Below are 18,181 nucleotides of genomic sequence, written 5' to 3' on the forward strand. Positions count from 1 at the left end.
GTGCAAAACCGGTCGTTGCCGAAAGCAGCCTGACAAAAAAGGCATACGGCGGGACCTTTTACGATCCCGCCGTATGCCCTCTTGGCTGACCCAAATAACCAGCGCCTAGTCGAGGGTATTCAGTTTCATGTCACCCGGTCTGACCCAACCCAGTTTGAGAAAAATGCGATGAAAGAACAGCGTAAAGAGGGCCGGCAGAATAAAGCAGATCAATAAGACTTTCAGCAGAACATCCCAGGAATAGCCCATGCTTTCAAAGGTTCCCAGCTGGCCAACCAGACCGCTGGTGCCCATGCCGGCGCCGTAGGAGGTGTTGCTCATCGCAAATACCTTGGTCGCCAAGGGTCCGGTAATAGCGGAAGCCAGGGTGGGAGCCAGCCAGATCTGCGGCCGCCGCATGATATTCGGCATTTGCAGCATGGAAGTGCCCAGGCCTTGCGCCAGTAAACCATTGATGCCGTTATCCTGAAAACTCGCCACGGCAAAGCCGATCATTTGCGCGCAGCAGCCCGCCGTGGCAGCGCCCGCCGCCAGACCGGATAAGCCCAGCATGATGCTCAGGGCAGCCGAACTGATGGGCAGAGTCAGCACGATGCCCATGATTACAGAGACCAGGATCCCCATCGGAACCGGAGCTAAGGCAGTCGCTTCATTGACAATGCTGCCGATATAGGTCGTTGCCTGCTGCACCGTGGGACCGCACCAGACACCCGCCAAACCGCCGCTGACGATCGTGGCGAAGGGAACCATGATGATATCAGCCGGCGTATGTCCAATCACCAAACCGCCGATTTCCGTGCCGATCACCGCCGCAACATAAGCGCCGACCGGACCGCCGGCGAGATAACCAACCGCCCCGACGGCGGCATTGGAGAAGAGAACCAGGGATTTGGCTTTTAAACTCCAGGCTATGGCCACGCCAATGGCACAGCCGGTCACCGGGGAAGCCGCTGAGAGAGCGGCGCCAATCGGCTGCAACAGGCTCAGGCCGGGTAATCTGGCCAGCTGAGAGATGATCAAGCCAATAATCAGTGAAGAAAACAGACCCAATGCCATGGCGCCCATAGCATCAATGAAGTAACGCTTTCCTGCTTTTTTCAGAAGCGCTTGCGGTGAGGAATGCATGACTCAAAACAACCTTTCCTTCTAATTTCATATCTCAACTGCGTCTGCTCAGGCGAAGCGGGAACAAAACTACGCAATTGGCAGGGGGAGTGTTCGGCGGGCATCTTTCATTCCGGCAGTTCATCGGTCATATGATGCAAAAAAGCCTGGGGATTCTGTAAAAAGTCTTTGGTAAAGCGGACATGTTCCAAATCCTGATAGGCAGTTTCTGTTAATCTGCCGCTGTCAAATTGAAAAATCTGTGCCCCGGGATAGGAGAGGATAATGGGGGAGTGAGTGGCAATGATAAACTGGCTGCCTTTTTGCACTCCCTGCAGCAGCAGATCCAGAAAAGCCAGCTGCCGCATCGGTGAGAGCGCGGCTTCCGGTTCATCCAGCAGATAGATGCCGTTCGGGCTGAGGCGGGAGCGGAATAAGTGCAAAAAGCTTTCACCGTGGGACATACCGTCGGGATTTTCACCGTAGCTTTTCGTGACGGCGTTGAGGTTGCCGCGCATGGAACCGGTGGCCAGCCCGATGCCGTAGGCGGAGGAACCGAGCTCGCTCATTTGCCGCCTGATGTCCTCTTCTTCCGCTGCCAATTCCTGACGCATACGGTCCATCCCCTGAATGAAACCGAAAAAATCTTCCGCCCGTAAGAAAAAACCGCGGTGGACCACTTTGCTCTGCCAGACAGGACGCAGATACTGCGCCAGATTGCGTGCCGCCGCCAGGCTGGGATCCGTGCTGACCGGCCTGGCGCCGACCGTCGGCAGGTTCAATTTAGCGGCTAAGCCCTCCAACAGGGTGGATTTACCGCTGCCGTTTTCCCCCACCCAAAAACAAACCGGCGCGCGAAAGGTCAGCGCCTGCAAGTTGCGAATCACGGCAACGCTGAACGGATATTCCGCCGGCTGCGTCGCTGTATTCTGTTTTTGCAGTCCGATCAGCTGCAACATCTCAAATCACCTCACAGTATCGTTAATTTCTCTGGTTAGATTGCGTATCCATTTTGTGCCGTTGCTGCGCCGGTAAATCAGCAGCAGTTTGACCGGTTCGTCAATCTTGAGCAGCACATAGACCCAAACGACGGGAAGATGCCAGACTTGCGCGGCGAGGATGCCCAGGGGCAGTCCGAGCACCCACATGAAGGAGACGTCGGTCAGCAAGACAAAGCGCGTATCGCCGCCCGCCCGCAACGCCCCCAAGCTGATCGGCGAATAAATACATTGCAGTAAGGCAACGATCGCCACGATGAGCATGAATTGATTGGTCAGCAGCTTGGTGGAAGCGTCAATTTGATAAAACGCGATGATCGGATTCTTAAAGAGTAAGATCGAGCCGGCAGCCAGCAGTCCGAGCAGCAGAGAGAGCAGCTTCATCGTGTTCAGATAAGGTTGGATCTTTTCGGTTTGGTTGGCGCCCAGGGCTTTGCCGAAGATCACACTGGAGGCGCTGACCATGCCATACATGAATACCATGGCCATTTGCTGGACTGCGGAGGCAATGCTGTAGGCGGTAACGCCTTCTTTGCCCAGATGACCTAAGATCATGTTCTGCGCGGCAGAGCCGAGACCCCAGAGAAATTCGTTCAGGATGACCGGGCTGCAGTGCCGTAAAAAATCAGCGGTCAGCAGTGCGTCCTGCAGAAAGATATCTTTGATGCGGAAAGAGATTTGTTTCTCCCGGACCAGCAGGTAATAAAGCACCAATAAAAAAGCCAGGACACGGGCTGAAACATTGGCCCAGGCTGCGCCGACAACTCCCAACGGCGGAAAACCCAGCTTGCCGAAGATCAGCAGCCAATTCAAGGCAATGGTGGTAATAAAGGTAACGATGGTGACCCAGAAGCTCATCCAAACCTTTTCCACACTGCGCAGAATATAAAGGATGGTATTGGTCAGTCCAAAGAAGGGATAAGAAAAAGCGCTGATGCGCAGGTAGCGCACTCCTTCGGCAATCACATCCTGCTCTGAGGAGAACAGCCGCATGACCGGTTCCGGGAAAACTCCCACGAGGAAAGCAAAAACCAGAGAGGCAAAAAAAGCGAAGCGCAGCACGATTGCCACCACATGGCGGATGGCGGTCATCTCATTTTTGCCCCAATATTGTGCCGTCAGGACGGTTGCGCCGCTGGCTAAGCCGGTGGTGAGCAGCATAAAAATAAAATTCGGTTGGTTGCCCAAAGACACCGCGGCAATCTGCGTGCTGCCCAACTGGCCCAGCATCAGACTGTTGATCAGACCGACTCCATTGGAGATGATGTTCTGCAGCGCAATGGGGAAGGTGATTGCCAGCAGAAGGCGGTAAAAATCGGAATTTCGTTCGAGCTTAACCAATTGATTCACCAACCGTTTCTTTTTCAATCTGATGACTATAGTATAGCATGAATCAATAGGGCTGGTAAATGAAAATAGTGCGGTTTTGCAAATTCAGCTGAATTCAGATATTTTCTGCAACTCTCTTGCGCAGGGGAAAAGTGCATGTTATGCTATCAGCATGAAGAAATGCGCGGAGAGGGCGTTGATGAAATGCGGAATCCTGTAAAAATCAGCCCGGAAAATAAAAAACTGTTTTCCCTGTTTTGGCCGATTCTGATTGAACAAGCCCTCACCATTCTGGTGGGTATGGTTTCCACCATTTTGGTTTCCAATGTTGGTGATTATGCCGTAGCCGGCGTGAATTTGGTCGATACAATCAATCAACTCATCATTATTTTGTTTAATTCTTTGGCGGTCGGCGCGTCTGTGATGACAGCGCAGCATATCGGAGCCGGCCGCAATCAGCAGGCCGGTCAAACGGCTGCGCAGTCGATTGTCCTGGTCGTGGGAGCCTCGGTTTTATTGGGCGTCGCCGCCTTTTGTTTTGCGGAACCGCTGCTCCATCTGCTTTACGGTTCGGCAGCGGGTAATGTTTTGCAAGTGGGTGTCATTTACTTGCGCTTTTCCGCCGTCAGTTACATTTTTCTGGCCCTGTTCAGCGTTTCGGCCGGAGTTACGCGCGCTTCCGGCAATTCGCGTAAGCCGATGATGGCTGCGCTGCTGTCCAACCTGGTCAATATCAGCATTGCGGTTGTTTTGATTTATATTTTCCATCTGGAAGTTTATGCGGTATCGATTGCCGTACTGGCTGCCCGCATGGTGAGCGGTTTATTTATGTATTTCTCCGTCAAAAAAGAAAAACACGGACCCTTGCTGCTGCCGGCTTTACGACTCAAGCTTGATTTTAACTTACTGCGCCCGGTGTTGAATATTGGCGTTCCCTCCGGCGTGGATAATTTGATTTTTCAGGGAGCCAAGGTTTTGATTTCGGTTTTCATTGCCGGCATGGGTACCGCCGCGCTGCAGGCCAACGCGATCTGCAATTCAGCGGGCGGCTATCTTTGGCTGACCGGCAATGCGATGCAGGTGGCTGCGGTCACCATGGTAGGACAAGCATACGGCGCTAGATTATATCATACCGCTAAGCTTTGGATGCGCAGATTGAACCTCTATACAGCGGCAATCCAATTGCTGCTGCTGCCGCCTTATCTTCTGATTCTGAAAGGGCTCATCTCTTTTTACGGGGCATCTGCCGAAAGTGCGGCGCTGGCTTATCGGATTCTGATGATTTGCGCCATTGTGCAGCCGTTTATTTATGCCTGGGCCTTTGTTTTACCGCAATGTCTGCGTGCGACCGGGGATGCCCGCTATACGATGGTGGTTTCGATCATCAGCTTATTCGGTATGCGGCTGCTGGTGGGTTGGTTCCTGGGGATTTATCTGGGTTGGGGTGTGTTTGGGATTTGGATGGGTATGCTGGCCGACTGGCTGGGACGCGCCATCGGCTTCACCTGGCGCTTTGAGAAGAATAAATGGCATGGCGGCAGACTGCCGCTTGACGAAGGACTTCCGCAAGGACAACCGGACAGCCTGCCGCGCTAGATTTTATCGGCCGCAAAGAAGGAACGGGAGCTGTTGTCAGAGAGGCCCTTTCTAGCGGATTTGCTTTCAGGCAGTGTTTTTTAAGCCGCAATCGGCAAAACAGATAGAAATCAGATAGAATTTGACAGAAAGCGAACAATTTCCCTGAACAAATTGGATTGCAGGAAAGAGGGGAACATGGTATTCTTAAAGTTATCTTTACGCTCTTCATTTTTTCCGGCAAAGCAAAGTCTGGCAAAGATTAGTTGCCGATCCCGGCCGGTCTGAAGGGCGGGAGCGGCTACGGAGGCACTGAAATGCAGATAAAGCAAAAGCTTGCGCCGGAAAACAGAAAATTCCTGCAGCTGTTTTGGCCTGTCTTGATCGAGCAGGGACTCACTATTTTGGTAGGTATTTTTTCTACGATTTTAGTCTCCAATGTGGGTGATTATGCGGTTGCCGGTGTGAACCTCGTAGATTCCATCAATAATATGATCATTATTTTTTTCAATGCCCTGGCATCCGGCGCTACGGTTGTGGTGGCGCAGCGCATCGGCGCCCGGCGCAATCAGGAAGCCGGCGAAACGGCGGCACAGGCTATCGTATTGGTGGTTGGCATCGCTGCGGTCGTGGGGCTGGCGGCCGGCTGCTTCGCCGGACCGATTTTACAGGGCTTGTATGGCAAATCGGCTGCCAATGTGCTGCAAATGGGTCGGATTTATTTGTATTTTTCCGGCGCCAGCTATCTGTTTCTCGGTTTGTCCAGTGTTTGCGCCGGTGTGACGCGGGCAGCCGGCAATTCAAAAACACCGATGATCGCCGCTTTGCTGGCGAATCTCATCAACATCTCTGTGGCAGTCATTCTGATTTATGGCTTCCATATGGGCATCTATGCGGTAGCCGTTGCCATGTTGGCTGCCCGAATCAGCGCGGCGGCGTTTATGTTGTGGGCGGTTCGGAGCAGAACAGAAGGATCTTTGGTTTTACCCAAGATTCGTCTGAAGTTGGATATGGCTTTGATCCGGCCGATCCTGGATATCGGCATCCCTTCCGGCCTGGATTCTTTGATTTTTCAGGGAGCCAAAGTAGTCGTGGCGGTTTTGCTTTCCGGGATGGGTACGGCGGCGATGCAGACCAATGCCATTGTCGGCTCGTTATCCAACTTTTTCTCTTTACCCGGCAACGCCTTTTCCATTGTTGGCGTGACGGTAGTCGGTCAGTCTTATGGCGCCGGTCTGTATCGGCAGACGAAAAAACTGATGGCGAAGCTGTGCCTCTATTCTTCCGCGGTGATGACCGCGCTGATTCCGCCTTTTTTACTCCTGTTGGATCGCATGATCGCTTCCTATGGCCCTTCTCTGGAGAGCGCCGCTCAGGCAAAGCTGATTCTGACGATTTGTCTGCTTGTGAATCCACTGCTCTATCCCACCGCTTTTGTGCTGCCGCAGTCGCTGCGGGCTGTTGGGGATGCGAAGAAGACAATGGTCATTTCGATCGTCAGCTTATTCGGTCTGCGGTTGTTTGGTTCCTGGTTTTTGGGTGTCAGACTGGGCTACGGTGTGCTCGGTCTCTGGCTTTCCATGTTTGCCGATTGGGGCGGCCGGACAATCGGCTTTGTCTATCGCTGGAAGCGCAACCGATGGCATCATGGCGAAGAACCGCTGGACGAAGGGGCTTTGCCTCCTTTTTAAGCGCTGCCAAGCTTCGCGAGGACCGGTTTTTTTCTGCGGGCGGCTTTTCTCTTAGGCCTGCGGCATCTTGCGGAAAAAGACGGTTCATCTTATGCTGACCGAAAAGATGCAAGTTTCCCTCGAATCCAGTTCATCTTTGCAGTTGCCGACAAGTTATTCATACGAAGGTATTTTTGTCAGCAAGCGATCATCCGGGAGGGGCCGTGGCATGCGAAAGCAGAGAATTTTAGGAACCGAGAATAAACGATTTTTACAGTTGTTTTGGCCGATCCTGATCGAACAGGGTTTAACTATTTTGGTCGGTGTCATTTCCACCCTATTGGTTTCCAACGTCGGCGATTATGCGGTTGCCGGCGTCAACTTGGTCGACACCATCAATAACATGATCATTATTTTTTTCAACGCTTTGGCTTCCGGTGCGACGGTTGTGGTTGCGCAGCATATCGGAGCCCGCCGGAATAAGGAAGCGGGAGAGACGGCAGCGCAGGCGATCGTCCTGGTCGTGGGCATAGCTGTGCTGGTAGGCGCTTTGACAACTTGCTTTGCCGGTCAAATCCTGCGCGGCCTTTATGGCCAATCGGCTGCCAATGTCTTGACAACCGGTGAAATCTATATGCGCTTTTCCGGTGTCAGCTATGCTTTCTTAGGGGTTTTCAGTGTTTGTGCCGGGGTGACCAGAGCCGCCGGCAATTCGAAAACGCCGATGATGGGAGCTTTGGTTTCCAATCTGATTAATGTGACGGTGGCAGCTGTCTTAATTTATGTCTTCCGTTTGGGTGTTTATGCCGTTGCGATTGCCATGCTGGCGGCACGGATCGGCGCGGCGGCCTTTATGTTTTCGATGGTGCGGCGCAAAACGGCCGACACGAGCTTGCAGCTGCCGAAGCTGCGCTTGAAACTGGATCGGGAGCTGCTGCGTCCGATCTTAAAAATCGGTATTCCTTCCGGCGTGGATTCTTTGATTTTTCAGGGAGCCAAGGTATTGCTGGCTGTCTTTATGTCCGGCATGGGTACCGCGGCGCTGCAGGCCAATGCCATCGTTACTTCTCTCAGCAGCTTTATCAATTTGCCGGGTAACGCCTTTTCCATTGTCAGTGTGACGGTGGTTGGTCAGTCTTACGGAGCGAAACTCTATCGTCAGGCAAAATCCCTGATGCGCAGGATGTGTCTTTATACGTCGGTAATGCAGGCTGCCATCGGTCTGCCGATGCTCTTATTTCTGGAACCGATGATCGCCGGCTATGGCCCTTCCGCTGAAAGCGCCGCGACAGCAAAACTCATACTCACCATCAGCGTGCTGATTCATCCCTTCCTCTATGCGACAGCGTTTGTGCTGCCGCAGTCGCTGCGCGCGGTAGGCGATGCCCGCCAGCCGATGATCATTTCGATTATCAGTCTGCTGACCTTGCGAATTTTTGGTTCCTGGCTGTTGGGCGTCAGGCTGGGTTACGGAGTCTTAGGGATCTGGTTATCGATGTTTGCCGATTGGGTTGGGCGTTCGGCCGGCTTCGTTTATCGCATGGAAAGGAATCTGTGGCATCAGGGCAGGGAACCTGTCGATGAAGGAGAACTCGATACCCTGACCGGTAAACGCCTGACGGAAAATGGAATCATACCCCCAGATTAAAAATCCCGCATCTGTCCTGGATTTGAGAGGCTCCCCATCGGGCAGACACTCGAAATGAAATAATTCGAGACTGCGCGATGGGGAGCTATCAGACTGTACAAAACGAAAGTGGGTAAAGGTGTATCCTGATCAGAAAAAATTACGCGCTTGCGGCGGTAAAGAGAGCGAACTTTATCTGACTGTGTTTGGTCAGGAAGAAATCCCGGAACAGATTTGGACTATTTTGTCAAACCCCCTGCGCTTTTGAAGTAATTTTTATTGCTTCCTCATTGTTAAGTTATCTCTTGAAGTTCTGAGAATTTTAATACTTTCCTCTTCGGATAATATAAGATCGGTTCCCTCCAGCCAGAGCAGATAATCTTGGAAGGCGGCTGTTAAATTTGCCTCAGTAATATAGGACGCTCTCATTTCCTCATCGGGCAAATTATAGGCGGCAATGTTTAAGCCATCTCTGCCAAAGCTGGTTATCGAAATAGATTCAGAGATATCCGACATTGACGGAGTTAATAATCTGGCACATATAGTACGCTTTTCAGCTTCTTCAATAAAATGGTTCAACAGGTATAAACGATCCTCTATCGAATAAGGAAGATCGTATTTGGGGATTGTATTGACGACCACACCTGTTTGACAGAATTTGTTTAAACCATCCAGGGTAAAGTAGGTATGGAACTTTTCACGCCGGTTACGTATGAGATTGAATCGGACGGCAACATTTTCAACGACCTGGTCGCGATTGATCATGTCTTCCCGTATCCTTCGGCGGACAAAGGCTTCATCCATGACACAGGAAAAATTCGGGCTGTGTTCATAAAAGCAAATTGAACCGTTGCTGCTTTGTAAAATATCGATGAAGTATTGGACGATGGAAATTGCGTTATCTTTCCGAGTGCTCAAGGGTAATGTGTTTTTTTGGATGCGGAAAAATTCATCGGTGTAATATTCTATTATTTTGGAGTTTTTGGTCAATAAAGCGGATTTAAAATCGTAGTTTAACTGTAAAAGGTACTCGGAAGTAATGATGAAAAAAGGCAAGGTTTGCATTTCATCTTCTTTGTGTTCTTTTGTTTCATAGAAGTAGTAAGGCTGATAATGTAAGTTATCCAGAAAACAATAGGGTAAAATGCTTTTTAATAATTCGAGGTTTTCGTTTTGATTGATAAGACTGTTTTCGGAGTCGAAGCCAACTATGTGAAGCCAATCTACTTTTTCAGGCCCGTCGGCACAAGTGGTTGCTATGACCGGAATATCAATTAGTTCACAGGGGGGGACTTTCATTAATATTTTTGGATTCGAATGCGTGTATGCTTCTCTCTCAACCATTTCCTTAATGGCTAAACGAATCGATTGGGTTCCCCGCAAAATTTGCAATCTATCCTCGGAATGATGGAAAGAGAAGCTGACGGTGTTATGGCTTAAACTTAATTGCATTAAGTCCGAAATAATTGCTTTTACTTTTTTGCGCCTTTCATAGATGTCCGGCCCATCGCAGCAAATTTGGTGTTTTTCCAGAAGCAGTTTTTTTTCTATAGGAGTAACGGGTAAATAACGCAAAAGCTTTTCTAAGAATGCTCTATTTGGGATGCGACTTCCTGAAGCAACTTTATGAATGGTTGAACGGTCAACATCCGCCTGAAGAGCCAGGTTATAAATATTAATTTTCTTTGAAGTCAGGATTGCTTTAAAGTAATCGCTAAACTCAGACATGAGTCGCCCTCCTTGATTGATGTGGCAGCAAGAATTGTTTACACAAAAAACTATAGCATTAGTTTGCCACAAAAGCAAGAACATATTGATATTAATTATAATAGCAGTAAGATTCAATCAGGCTTTGTAACAATTCTATCTAACGGTGCCGATTTTGAAAGGGGGGTAATTTGAGCAGTGCCAATGAGCAAAACTTCCATCGTTCTAAATCAAATCCCAATGTTATTGACAATTCTAGATCAAATCAGATTGGAGGGATTCTAGTGACTTTTTCCTTTTCAGCTCAAGGAATCAATACCCTTTTTATTGTACTATTAATTGGATATTTGGGCGTCTTTTTTTACAATAAAGCGCGAAAAGGCGAATTACCAAAAATGAGGAGAATTGTTGGGCTCGACGTAATTGCAGAAGCCACAGGACGCGCCACAGAATTAGGCCGCCCCGTCCATTTTTCTCCGGGAATCGGAGGTATCACCAACGATGTTGCTCCTCAAACTATGGCTGCTCTGGCGTTGATGAGTTATGTGGCGAATTTAACGGCGAAATATGATACGGGTTTAGTCGTAACAATCCGTCAAGGTGTTGTTTTCCCACTTGCTGAAGAAACGGTACGTGTGAGTTATGTGAATGCCGGTAAGGCGGATGCATATAATCAAAATATGGTTCGATTCATATCCGATCAACAATTTGCTTATGCTGCCGGCGTCATGGGTATATTTGCCCGGGAAAAGATAGCGGCCAATATTATGATGGGTGCTTTCTGGGCAGAGTCACTGCTGCTTGCGGAAGCCGGCTCGCAAGTCGGGGCAATTCAGGTTGCCGGAACGGCTAACATGACAGAAATCCCCAATTTTGTTGTTGGCTGCGATTACACACTCATCGGAGAAGAATTATATGCCGGAGGAGCTTACTTATCTCAGGATCCAAATCGTTTGGGAAGTATCAGAGCCCAGGATATTATCAAATTGGCTGTGGTCATTTTGATTCCCATTGGTGTAATTTTGGCGACAGCTAATATAACCTTCCTTAAAACATTATTAACTTATTAAGCTTAAGTCGGGAATGGAGGGATACTGTGAAACGTCAAGTGCCTTTACTCATAACTTTGTTGGTGGGTGTGATCGTATTCTTATCCGGCGTGATGACCTTGAAGATTGGTTTCTTTGATTTAAAAACCGTTTCATCAACCATGACCGGTTGGGGGACGCTTGTTTCCGCCTTTGCGGCATTTATCGCGGCAATGAGTTTGGTTTTAGTTCATGTGAAAAGAATTCAGGCCGTGAAAAAGAATCCTATGGCAGTAATCAATAGTTTGGCTTTGCTCATCAGCATGGGTCTGATGGCAGTATTGGGAATTGCCGGGCAGCTCACTCAAGGAAGACCTCTGCCCTTATTTGTTTTGATTTTCAATAACGTGATTAATCCAGCCGGCGCCGCTATTTTTGCAATGTTGGGCTTCTTTATCACGTCGGCTTCCTATCGGGCATTTCGCGCAAGAAGTTTGGAAGCTACAATATTATTGGTGTCTGCGCTTTTGATCATGTTAGGGCGCATTCCTGTTGGCGAACAATTATGGTCCCAATTCCCGGCACTGGCCGATTGGTTATCAAACGTACCCAATGCAGCGGCTCAACGCGGAATCTTGATTGGGGCCGCCGTCGGAGCAATTGCAACCAGCGTTCGAACCATTCTTGGTTTCGAACGTGGTCACTTAAATTAGGAGGGTGAGCGGATGGAAAAACTGTTAAAAATTGACAAGAAAATCATCTATAGCTTGTTAATATTTTTCTTGATCTTACCCATGTTCCTGCCGCTGAATATTCCTCTTTCTATCAGTTCGAACACAAAGGCCGTTTATGACTATATCGAGGCTTTACCTGCCGGAAGTAAAGTTTTGCTGGCACTCGATTTGGCGGTAACGAGTCGTGCCGAACTTTCCGGACAAATTTTCGCTATTGCCGAACACTGTGTTATGAAGAACCATAAAATATATATGGTCGCTCTTTGGGATGCAGGGCCGATGTTTGGCGAACAAGTCGTAGATGCCTTCCCACAACTAACCTATGGTGAAGATATTGTAAATCTGGGGTACACAGCCGGTGGTGAAACCGGCGTTGCCTTTATCGCCTCAAACATCCTCAATGCTTATCCTGTGGATTATCGCGGCAATCAAACTAAGGACCTTCCGATGATGAAAGAGATTGGCGATATCAATACGATGGATTTTATCTATTGCTTTGGCGCCGGATCCCCAGGACCGCGGGAATGGATACGTCAGGTTGTGACCAATTATCAAACACCCTTTGCTGCCGGGGTCTTAACGACCAGCGCTGCCGAATATGCTCCTTATGTGCAAGCGGGACAAATGGTCGGTGTATTGGGTGGATTACGTGGCGGCGCCGAGTATGAACTTCTTATCGGAAAGCCGGGTGCTTCTTTAGCCAAAATGGATTCGGAATCTATTGGTCATCTGTACATCATCGCATTGATTGTGATTGGCAACATTGGATATTTTGCCACTAAAAAAAATAAAAAGTAACTAATGGGGGTGATATAAATGGCAGTATTTTGGTCTTGGGTTGCAGGTCTGATTACGCTGGCAATTCTTTCTTTTGTGTTTAAGGAAAATCCGGTGTATCGTCTGGTTGAGCATCTTTATGTCGGAGCCAGTGCCGGCTATTCAATATCTGTGAACTTTGGTTATATTAGAAATTTAGGCTTTTCTAAACTTGGCAACGGGGTTTATATTACGATTATCCCGATCGCCCTGGGATTACTTCTCTTTACGCGCTATTCAAAAAAATTGAACTATTTATCCAGATGGACGACAGCTTTTTTGGTAGCACTTGGTTCAGGGTTAGCTCTTTATGGTATTGCAAAATCACAATTAATCACACAAGTATCGGCAACCTTTTTACCAGTTGTTGTTATGAAGGACGGATCATTTAATTTCCTGAGTTCCATGAACAACTGGATAATGATCTTAGGGGTGCTCAGTGTGTTAATTTACTTCTTCTTTACGACCAATATACGCAATCCGGTTTTTTCGACTGCCAGTAAATTTGGCCGCTATCTCATGATGGTCTCCTTTGGTGTGGCCTTCGGTAATTCTATTATGATGAATATATCTTTACTGTTAGGAACATTCGATACCGTCCTGAAGGATATGCTGCATATCTTCTAGACAGTCAGGTCCAAAAAATTGTGTTTTTTGCCCGGCACAAATGCAGAGCACCGGCGCAGCGTTTATGCCGCGAAAGGTGGTTTCTCTTGCGAAGGGATACGTCCGGTCAAGCGGCCGGGCGGATCCTTTCGCTGCCGGCTCAGGCATCAGGCGCTCTATGACCGTTCCGGCGCCGAGCAGAGCAGCCGCTTCCTGTCCTTCGCGAATGTTCTCTTTTCGCTGAGCTTGCGCTGCTTTCGTTGTATGGTCCGGCAGATTTCCGGAGATACGAGTTGGGCAATGCCGCGGGGAAATTGAGCCATGAAATTCAGCTTCTCCGGTTTCTGTATTTGACATTACAATTACCTGATAACCGGGCTTGAGTTTTTAATTTTTCCAATTTACACCATGATACGGACTCTATCCAAAGTGAGAAGGGAATTAATTATGGAAATATTAAAATTAACACTGAAGGAATTACGCAGCGCACTGGATGAAGGAAAAATTACTACATCAGAGCTGGTTCATTTTTACTTGGACCGGGTTGCCAAATTGAATCATGAGGGTGCCAATATCAACGCTATTTTGGAATTAAATCCTGAGCTTGAACTTTTGGCTCAGGCAAAGGATCACGAAAGAAAAATTGGCAAAGCAAAAGGTGCCTTGCACGGGATTCCGGTTTTAGTTAAAGATAACATTGATACTTTCGATATGATGCACACCTCGGCAGGTTCACTGGCACTGAAGAATCATTATGCTTCTAAGGATGCTTTCGTTGCGCATAAGTTAAAGGAAGCGGGCGCTATCATATTTGGCAAAGCGAACATGACCGAGTGGGCAAATTTTATGACCCGGAATATGCGAAATGGATATAGTTCACGTGGCGGACAGGTTTTGAACCCTTATGGTCCCAATGTTTTCGACGTCAGCGGTTCCAGTGCAGGTTCAGCGGCAGGAGTCGCTTCTCGAATGGTTCCGGTTGCAGTCGGAACTGAAACAAGCGGATCGGTGCTCAGTCCTGCGAATATGAACAGTTTGGTTGGCATTAAACCAACCGTCGGTTTGGTTAGTCGTACAGGGATTATTCCGATTATGTTTAGTCAGGATACGGCAGGTCCGTTAGCCATTTGTGTTGAAGACGCCGCTTATTTGCTGAATTCAATGATTGGCATCGATGAGAATGATTCAGCTACCTTGAGTGCGGAAGGTCATTTTGAGAGTGATTATACGAAATTTATTAATCCGACCGGTTTACAGGGTAAACGCTTAGGGTTTGTTACTCAAATGAATGAGCGGCTCACTCCGGAGAAACTGGAAGTCATGGAACGTGTCAGAAAAGAAATGAGCGAAAACGGCGCTGAGGTAATTATGATCTCGGATATTCCGGGGCTTCTGGAACTCAATAAGAAGCCGTGGTATGCCAGCAGTACAATGAGCTTTGAATTTAAACCGGCTTTGAATAAGTATTTGTCAACTGTGGAACCTCATTTACCCGTGCATCATCTGACTGATGTGATCTGTTTTAATCAGCAGAATGCTGAGCAGTGCTTAAAATATGGACAAATTCATTTTATTGAATCACAGTCCCGAAGCGGTTCTTTGTCGGAGAGCGAATACATCGAAGACCGGAAAGCGGATCTCAAATACAGTCGGGAAATGGGAATCGATTGGGCTTTGGGGAAATACAAAGTAGATGCGCTTGTTTTCCCGGCTTCCAGTGTAGCTTCTATTGCTGCCAAAGCGGGCTACCCATCCATAGCAATACCAGCCGGATACTTAGAGGGCGGTGAACCTTTTGGCATCTCAATGACAGCCGGAGCATGGCAGGAAGGTCTGTTAATTGAAATTGCCTCGGGATATGAATCTGCAACACATCATCGTAACGATCCCGAGTGTGCGAAGTTTTGATTATTGATAGAAAACAGTGCCGAGTTAAAAGCGCAGGGATTATTCCATAATAAGGATTAGATTTGCTAAAAAAAGGCTGCGGCAACACAGCCTAAAAAGCAGAGCCGGGCGGCTGCCCTAAGCAGACACAAGGCTCTGCTTTTTTTTTAGCAGGTCCGGATTACATCGTGAAAACTCCAATACAGCATGCACAAGGATCCCTGCGCATTAAAAAAAGGAGCCGCCGCAATTTCCCGTTTTGCTGCAGCTCCTTGCCACAGCGCCTGGCGCTGTGGTTCCGAAGAATTTTTTGGCTATTTTTTCTGTCTGCTTGACAGGGAGCAGTTCGCCTGGTTTCCAACCTGCAAAGAGACGCGGGGATTATTGTTGTACTCAATCGGGCAGCGTAAGCAAAACCTCATAGATGTTGCCGAGATAATCGTCGGCATAGACTTCCTGATAGCGCAGGATGAAACGGTCAATTGTTTTGGGAACCTGATAAATCAGTTGGCCGCTGCGCTGCTCGGAAGCGGCTAAACGGTAGCTGTCGGGAAATTGCGTATCACAGAAGAGCTGTAATGGGTAAGCGCTGACGGTTTGATCGCCTTCCTGCCATAATAAGAGAAAATCACTGTAGTCCATCGGCACAATTTCTTCTCCTTCGTTGCGGACTGTTAGATCCAGAGAAAGCAAGAGGGCGTCCTCTGCTTGCGGCAGATAATTGTGCAGCGTGCGCGAAACCAATACCTGATCGACAGAATAAGCAAAGAAAGCAGTATGAATCGTCTCTTCGGCGGCAGCCGTGATGGTTTTGCCGCCGGGCCGTTTTTCTGTCGGCGCCACAGGTTGACAGGCGGTGAGAAACAAACAAGTAAGCAGCAAGAGCAGAGCGAATTTTCTATATGGCATCGATATCACCCGTTCCTGATTTGCCGGAATTAAAGCTGCGGTTCCGGTTTTTCAGGTTTCTGATCAGAAGCGGTTTTGCGCGAACGAAAGTAAGCGTTGGAACGTTTTTCCGGCAGGCTGGCGGCAGGAATTGGCGCCGCTTTGCTGGTTTCCGAAGCTAATTTTTTAATTTGTTCGCCCGGTAATTTGGTGACCAGCGGTCTGCTTTTGCCTGCAGGCGGCTGCGGGCGTTCGCCAGCGGGTCTGCGCTCCTCCTGACGATTTTTAGACCGATTGAGGTTTTGTGATGGATGTTCCGTAACGGCTGCGCGAGCAACGGATTCGCTGCGGTTGCCGGCGGGACGCTCGCTGCGCTCATTGTACTGAACGCGTTCATGCGGACGGCTCTGCTTCTCGGTCCGCGGCCGCTCTGCCTGACGTTCCGCTCTTTCTATTTGGTTCGTTTCGCTGTCATGTTCCGGACGGTTTTTGCGGCCGCTGTCCCGATTGTCTTTCGCACCGCGGTCGGCGGTACTGCGTTCACCGCGGTCGGCGGCGGCTAAATTGGGAACCGGTGTGGGTTTTTCAATCTGGATTTTTTCACCCAGATTCATTTCCGGCAGGTCGACTTTTTGAGCGGGGGTGAGAAACTGTACCACCGTATGGGCGCCGCAGCCTTCACATTGGTAAAGGATCCGGATCGCTTTTTGATATCGGCTGCCCTCATGGCTGACCAACAGCATACGGCGATGACAATAAGGGCAGGTTAGATTGTGATCGTAACCGATGGGGCCGACCTTAACCCCGAATTCCATATCCCATTGCACCACTTCTTCGATTTTCATCATACGGGCCGGACTTTTATTGAGACCGGAACCGGGATATACTTTGGGCAGAGTTTCTTCCGTCACTTCTTTTTCGCTCACGGCGGCCGGAGATTCCACAGGTTTTTCCTGCGGCGGGTTGGGTTGTTTTACTTCTTCCATCTATCCATAATCCTCCTTAGGTGATTGTTTTCCTTCAGAAACGCATGCCGGCTGTCGGCACGCGCAGTTGATAGCATCAGGCTGAATCATCCCGATCTATAATCATATTATATCAGATTTACGGGCGTCATGCCAGTAGCAAAGAGAAATATTTAGATTTTCCTCTAAAAAACGATCCGCATTGCCTAAAAAACAAGGCGGATGAGGTTTTAAAGTTTGTTTTGAATCATTTGCATCAATTCGGGGGCATATCTGAGAGAAGTCAGGCTGACCGGTATGCCGAGTTCCTGACAAATCCCGCTCAGGATGGTACGGGCCATTTCACTGCCGGTCTTGATTTCCGAAGGCCGGCAGCCGGCTTTTTGCAGCACACGCAACAGGCTCATGCTGATTGCGGCAAAATTTTCTGCTTTACTGGTGAGCTGGTAATCAATCAGCCGGCCGTTCCCGGCATCGATTAAGAGAAAAATCCAAGGATAGAACGGGCGTTCTCCCTCTTTGAGCCGGATCGGTTTGAGACTCAAAACCAAACTGCATTCAAAAATCAGGTCCGGTTTGCTGGGCAGGCTTTGAATCACCTCTGGGTTTTCCGGACGCAGATAACTTAACAGCTGCCGTTCTTTTGGCATTATTGCCTGATAATCGTCCTGCCAGATGCCATGCAGCAGGCGGCGGATCAGACAGCCCTTAGCAGAGTCGATCAGAGCCCGATCCTTTTCCGCCCTGACGATCACTTGCCGCACTTGCGGCAGCAAGCGGCAAAGCAGGGCTGCGTCAGTATCATTAATCAGCCAGGGCAGATACTCCGGCGTGTAATCTTTGAAGCGCGGGTAGCCTTTGGCAGTCGCCGTCATGCTGCCGGCTTTCTGCAGGAGCCGCCAATCGGCATCGGTCATCTCGCGAAACCCGGCCAATTGCATCAGATAAAGAGCCAGTTGATTCGGTTTGATTTTCTCATCGGTCTGACTCAGCCATTCCTGCAGATTCAGATAAGCTTCATACCCTTTGGCAAGAGAAAAGCCATAGTCCAGACCATTTTGACCAAAGATACTGACAAAATAGAGCAGATGTGTTTTTGGATGTTCAATCGCGAAAACATCGCTTTCCCTGAATTGATTCCAGGGTTGCAAGGCGACAATCACCGCGGTCTCATGCAGCAGTTGTTCATATGAATTTGTTTGCGGCACAGCAAATCATTCCTTCCAAAAAGTAGCTTTATTTTTAGT

16 protein-coding genes are annotated in these 18,181 nt (G+C 49.0%); 9 read left to right on the forward strand and 7 right to left on the reverse strand.

Annotated elements, in window-relative coordinates:
• Nucleotides 1-105: 105 nt before the first annotated feature.
• The 3 genes from LLG09_02875 to LLG09_02885 form a co-directional block, all read right to left on the reverse strand.
• Nucleotides 106-1,125, reverse strand: a complete 1,020-nt coding sequence (locus LLG09_02875; GenBank protein MCE5196058.1) for a PTS sugar transporter subunit IIC — start codon at nt 1,123-1,125, stop codon at nt 106-108.
• 107 nt (nt 1,126-1,232) lie between these two features.
• A complete protein-coding gene (locus tag LLG09_02880; protein ID MCE5196059.1) occupies nt 1,233-2,063 on the reverse strand; it encodes an AAA family ATPase in 831 nt (276 codons plus the stop codon).
• A gap of 6 nt (nt 2,064-2,069) precedes the next feature.
• The gene (locus LLG09_02885) at nt 2,070-3,452 is read right to left on the reverse strand and encodes an MATE family efflux transporter (protein ID MCE5196060.1); all 1,383 of its coding nucleotides are present in this window, start codon (nt 3,450-3,452) and stop codon (nt 2,070-2,072) included.
• A 135-nt stretch (nt 3,453-3,587) separates the two neighbouring features.
• On the opposite strand from LLG09_02885, the gene LLG09_02890 reads away from it, so the two are divergent.
• The 3 genes from LLG09_02890 to LLG09_02900 all read left to right on the forward strand — a co-directional run bounded on the left by LLG09_02890 (nt 3,588) and on the right by LLG09_02900 (nt 8,324).
• Complete coding sequence (locus LLG09_02890; protein ID MCE5196061.1) at nt 3,588-5,027, forward strand: MATE family efflux transporter; 1,440 nt, start codon at nt 3,588-3,590, stop codon at nt 5,025-5,027.
• 296 nt (nt 5,028-5,323) lie between these two features.
• Entirely contained in the window at nt 5,324-6,697 is a 1,374-nt protein-coding gene (locus LLG09_02895; GenBank protein MCE5196062.1) for an MATE family efflux transporter, read from the forward strand.
• Between the two features lie 208 nt (nt 6,698-6,905).
• Nucleotides 6,906-8,324, forward strand: coding sequence for an MATE family efflux transporter (locus tag LLG09_02900; protein MCE5196063.1), 1,419 nt, complete (start codon nt 6,906-6,908; stop codon nt 8,322-8,324).
• Between the two features lie 255 nt (nt 8,325-8,579).
• Here LLG09_02900 and LLG09_02905 read toward each other — a convergent pair whose 3' ends face one another.
• The gene (locus LLG09_02905) at nt 8,580-10,031 is read right to left on the reverse strand and encodes a helix-turn-helix transcriptional regulator (protein ID MCE5196064.1); all 1,452 of its coding nucleotides are present in this window, start codon (nt 10,029-10,031) and stop codon (nt 8,580-8,582) included.
• A gap of 12 nt (nt 10,032-10,043) precedes the next feature.
• Between LLG09_02905 and LLG09_02910 the strand changes: the two genes are divergently transcribed.
• From LLG09_02910 to LLG09_02935, 6 genes are all read left to right on the forward strand, one after another.
• The gene (locus LLG09_02910) at nt 10,044-10,205 is read left to right on the forward strand and encodes a hypothetical protein (protein MCE5196065.1); all 162 of its coding nucleotides are present in this window, start codon (nt 10,044-10,046) and stop codon (nt 10,203-10,205) included.
• Nucleotides 10,202-11,080: a hypothetical protein gene (locus LLG09_02915; GenBank protein MCE5196066.1), complete on the forward strand. Its 879-nt coding sequence runs from the start codon at nt 10,202-10,204 to the stop codon at nt 11,078-11,080. Before LLG09_02910 ends, LLG09_02915 begins: the two co-directional genes overlap by 4 nt.
• Nucleotides 11,081-11,106: 26 nt before the next feature.
• Nucleotides 11,107-11,751, forward strand: coding sequence for a hypothetical protein (locus tag LLG09_02920; GenBank protein ID MCE5196067.1), 645 nt, complete (start codon nt 11,107-11,109; stop codon nt 11,749-11,751).
• Nucleotides 11,752-11,763: 12 nt separating this feature from the next.
• Nucleotides 11,764-12,570 carry a hypothetical protein gene (locus LLG09_02925; protein MCE5196068.1) on the forward strand — a complete coding sequence of 269 codons (807 nt, stop codon included), beginning with the start codon at nt 11,764-11,766 and terminating at the stop codon, nt 12,568-12,570.
• 18 nt (nt 12,571-12,588) lie between these two features.
• Nucleotides 12,589-13,215 (forward strand): hypothetical protein, encoded by a 627-nt coding sequence (locus LLG09_02930; GenBank protein MCE5196069.1) that lies wholly within the window; start codon nt 12,589-12,591, stop codon nt 13,213-13,215.
• A 426-nt stretch (nt 13,216-13,641) separates the two neighbouring features.
• Entirely contained in the window at nt 13,642-15,102 is a 1,461-nt protein-coding gene (locus tag LLG09_02935; GenBank protein MCE5196070.1) for an amidase, read from the forward strand.
• Between the two features lie 372 nt (nt 15,103-15,474).
• Here LLG09_02935 and LLG09_02940 read toward each other — a convergent pair whose 3' ends face one another.
• The 3 genes from LLG09_02940 to LLG09_02950 all read right to left on the reverse strand — a co-directional run bounded on the left by LLG09_02940 (nt 15,475) and on the right by LLG09_02950 (nt 18,142).
• Nucleotides 15,475-15,990, reverse strand: coding sequence for a DUF4352 domain-containing protein (locus LLG09_02940; GenBank protein ID MCE5196071.1), 516 nt, complete (start codon nt 15,988-15,990; stop codon nt 15,475-15,477).
• A 29-nt stretch (nt 15,991-16,019) separates the two neighbouring features.
• Complete coding sequence (locus LLG09_02945; GenBank protein MCE5196072.1) at nt 16,020-16,955, reverse strand: hypothetical protein; 936 nt, start codon at nt 16,953-16,955, stop codon at nt 16,020-16,022.
• A 209-nt stretch (nt 16,956-17,164) separates the two neighbouring features.
• Nucleotides 17,165-18,142, reverse strand: a complete 978-nt coding sequence (locus tag LLG09_02950) for a hypothetical protein (GenBank protein ID MCE5196073.1) — start codon at nt 18,140-18,142, stop codon at nt 17,165-17,167.
• Nucleotides 18,143-18,181: the final 39 nt, after the last annotated feature.

The organism is Negativicutes bacterium (genome assembly GCA_021372785.1).
Lineage (GTDB): Bacteria > Bacillota > JAAYKD01 > JAAYKD01 > JAAYKD01 > JAJFTT01.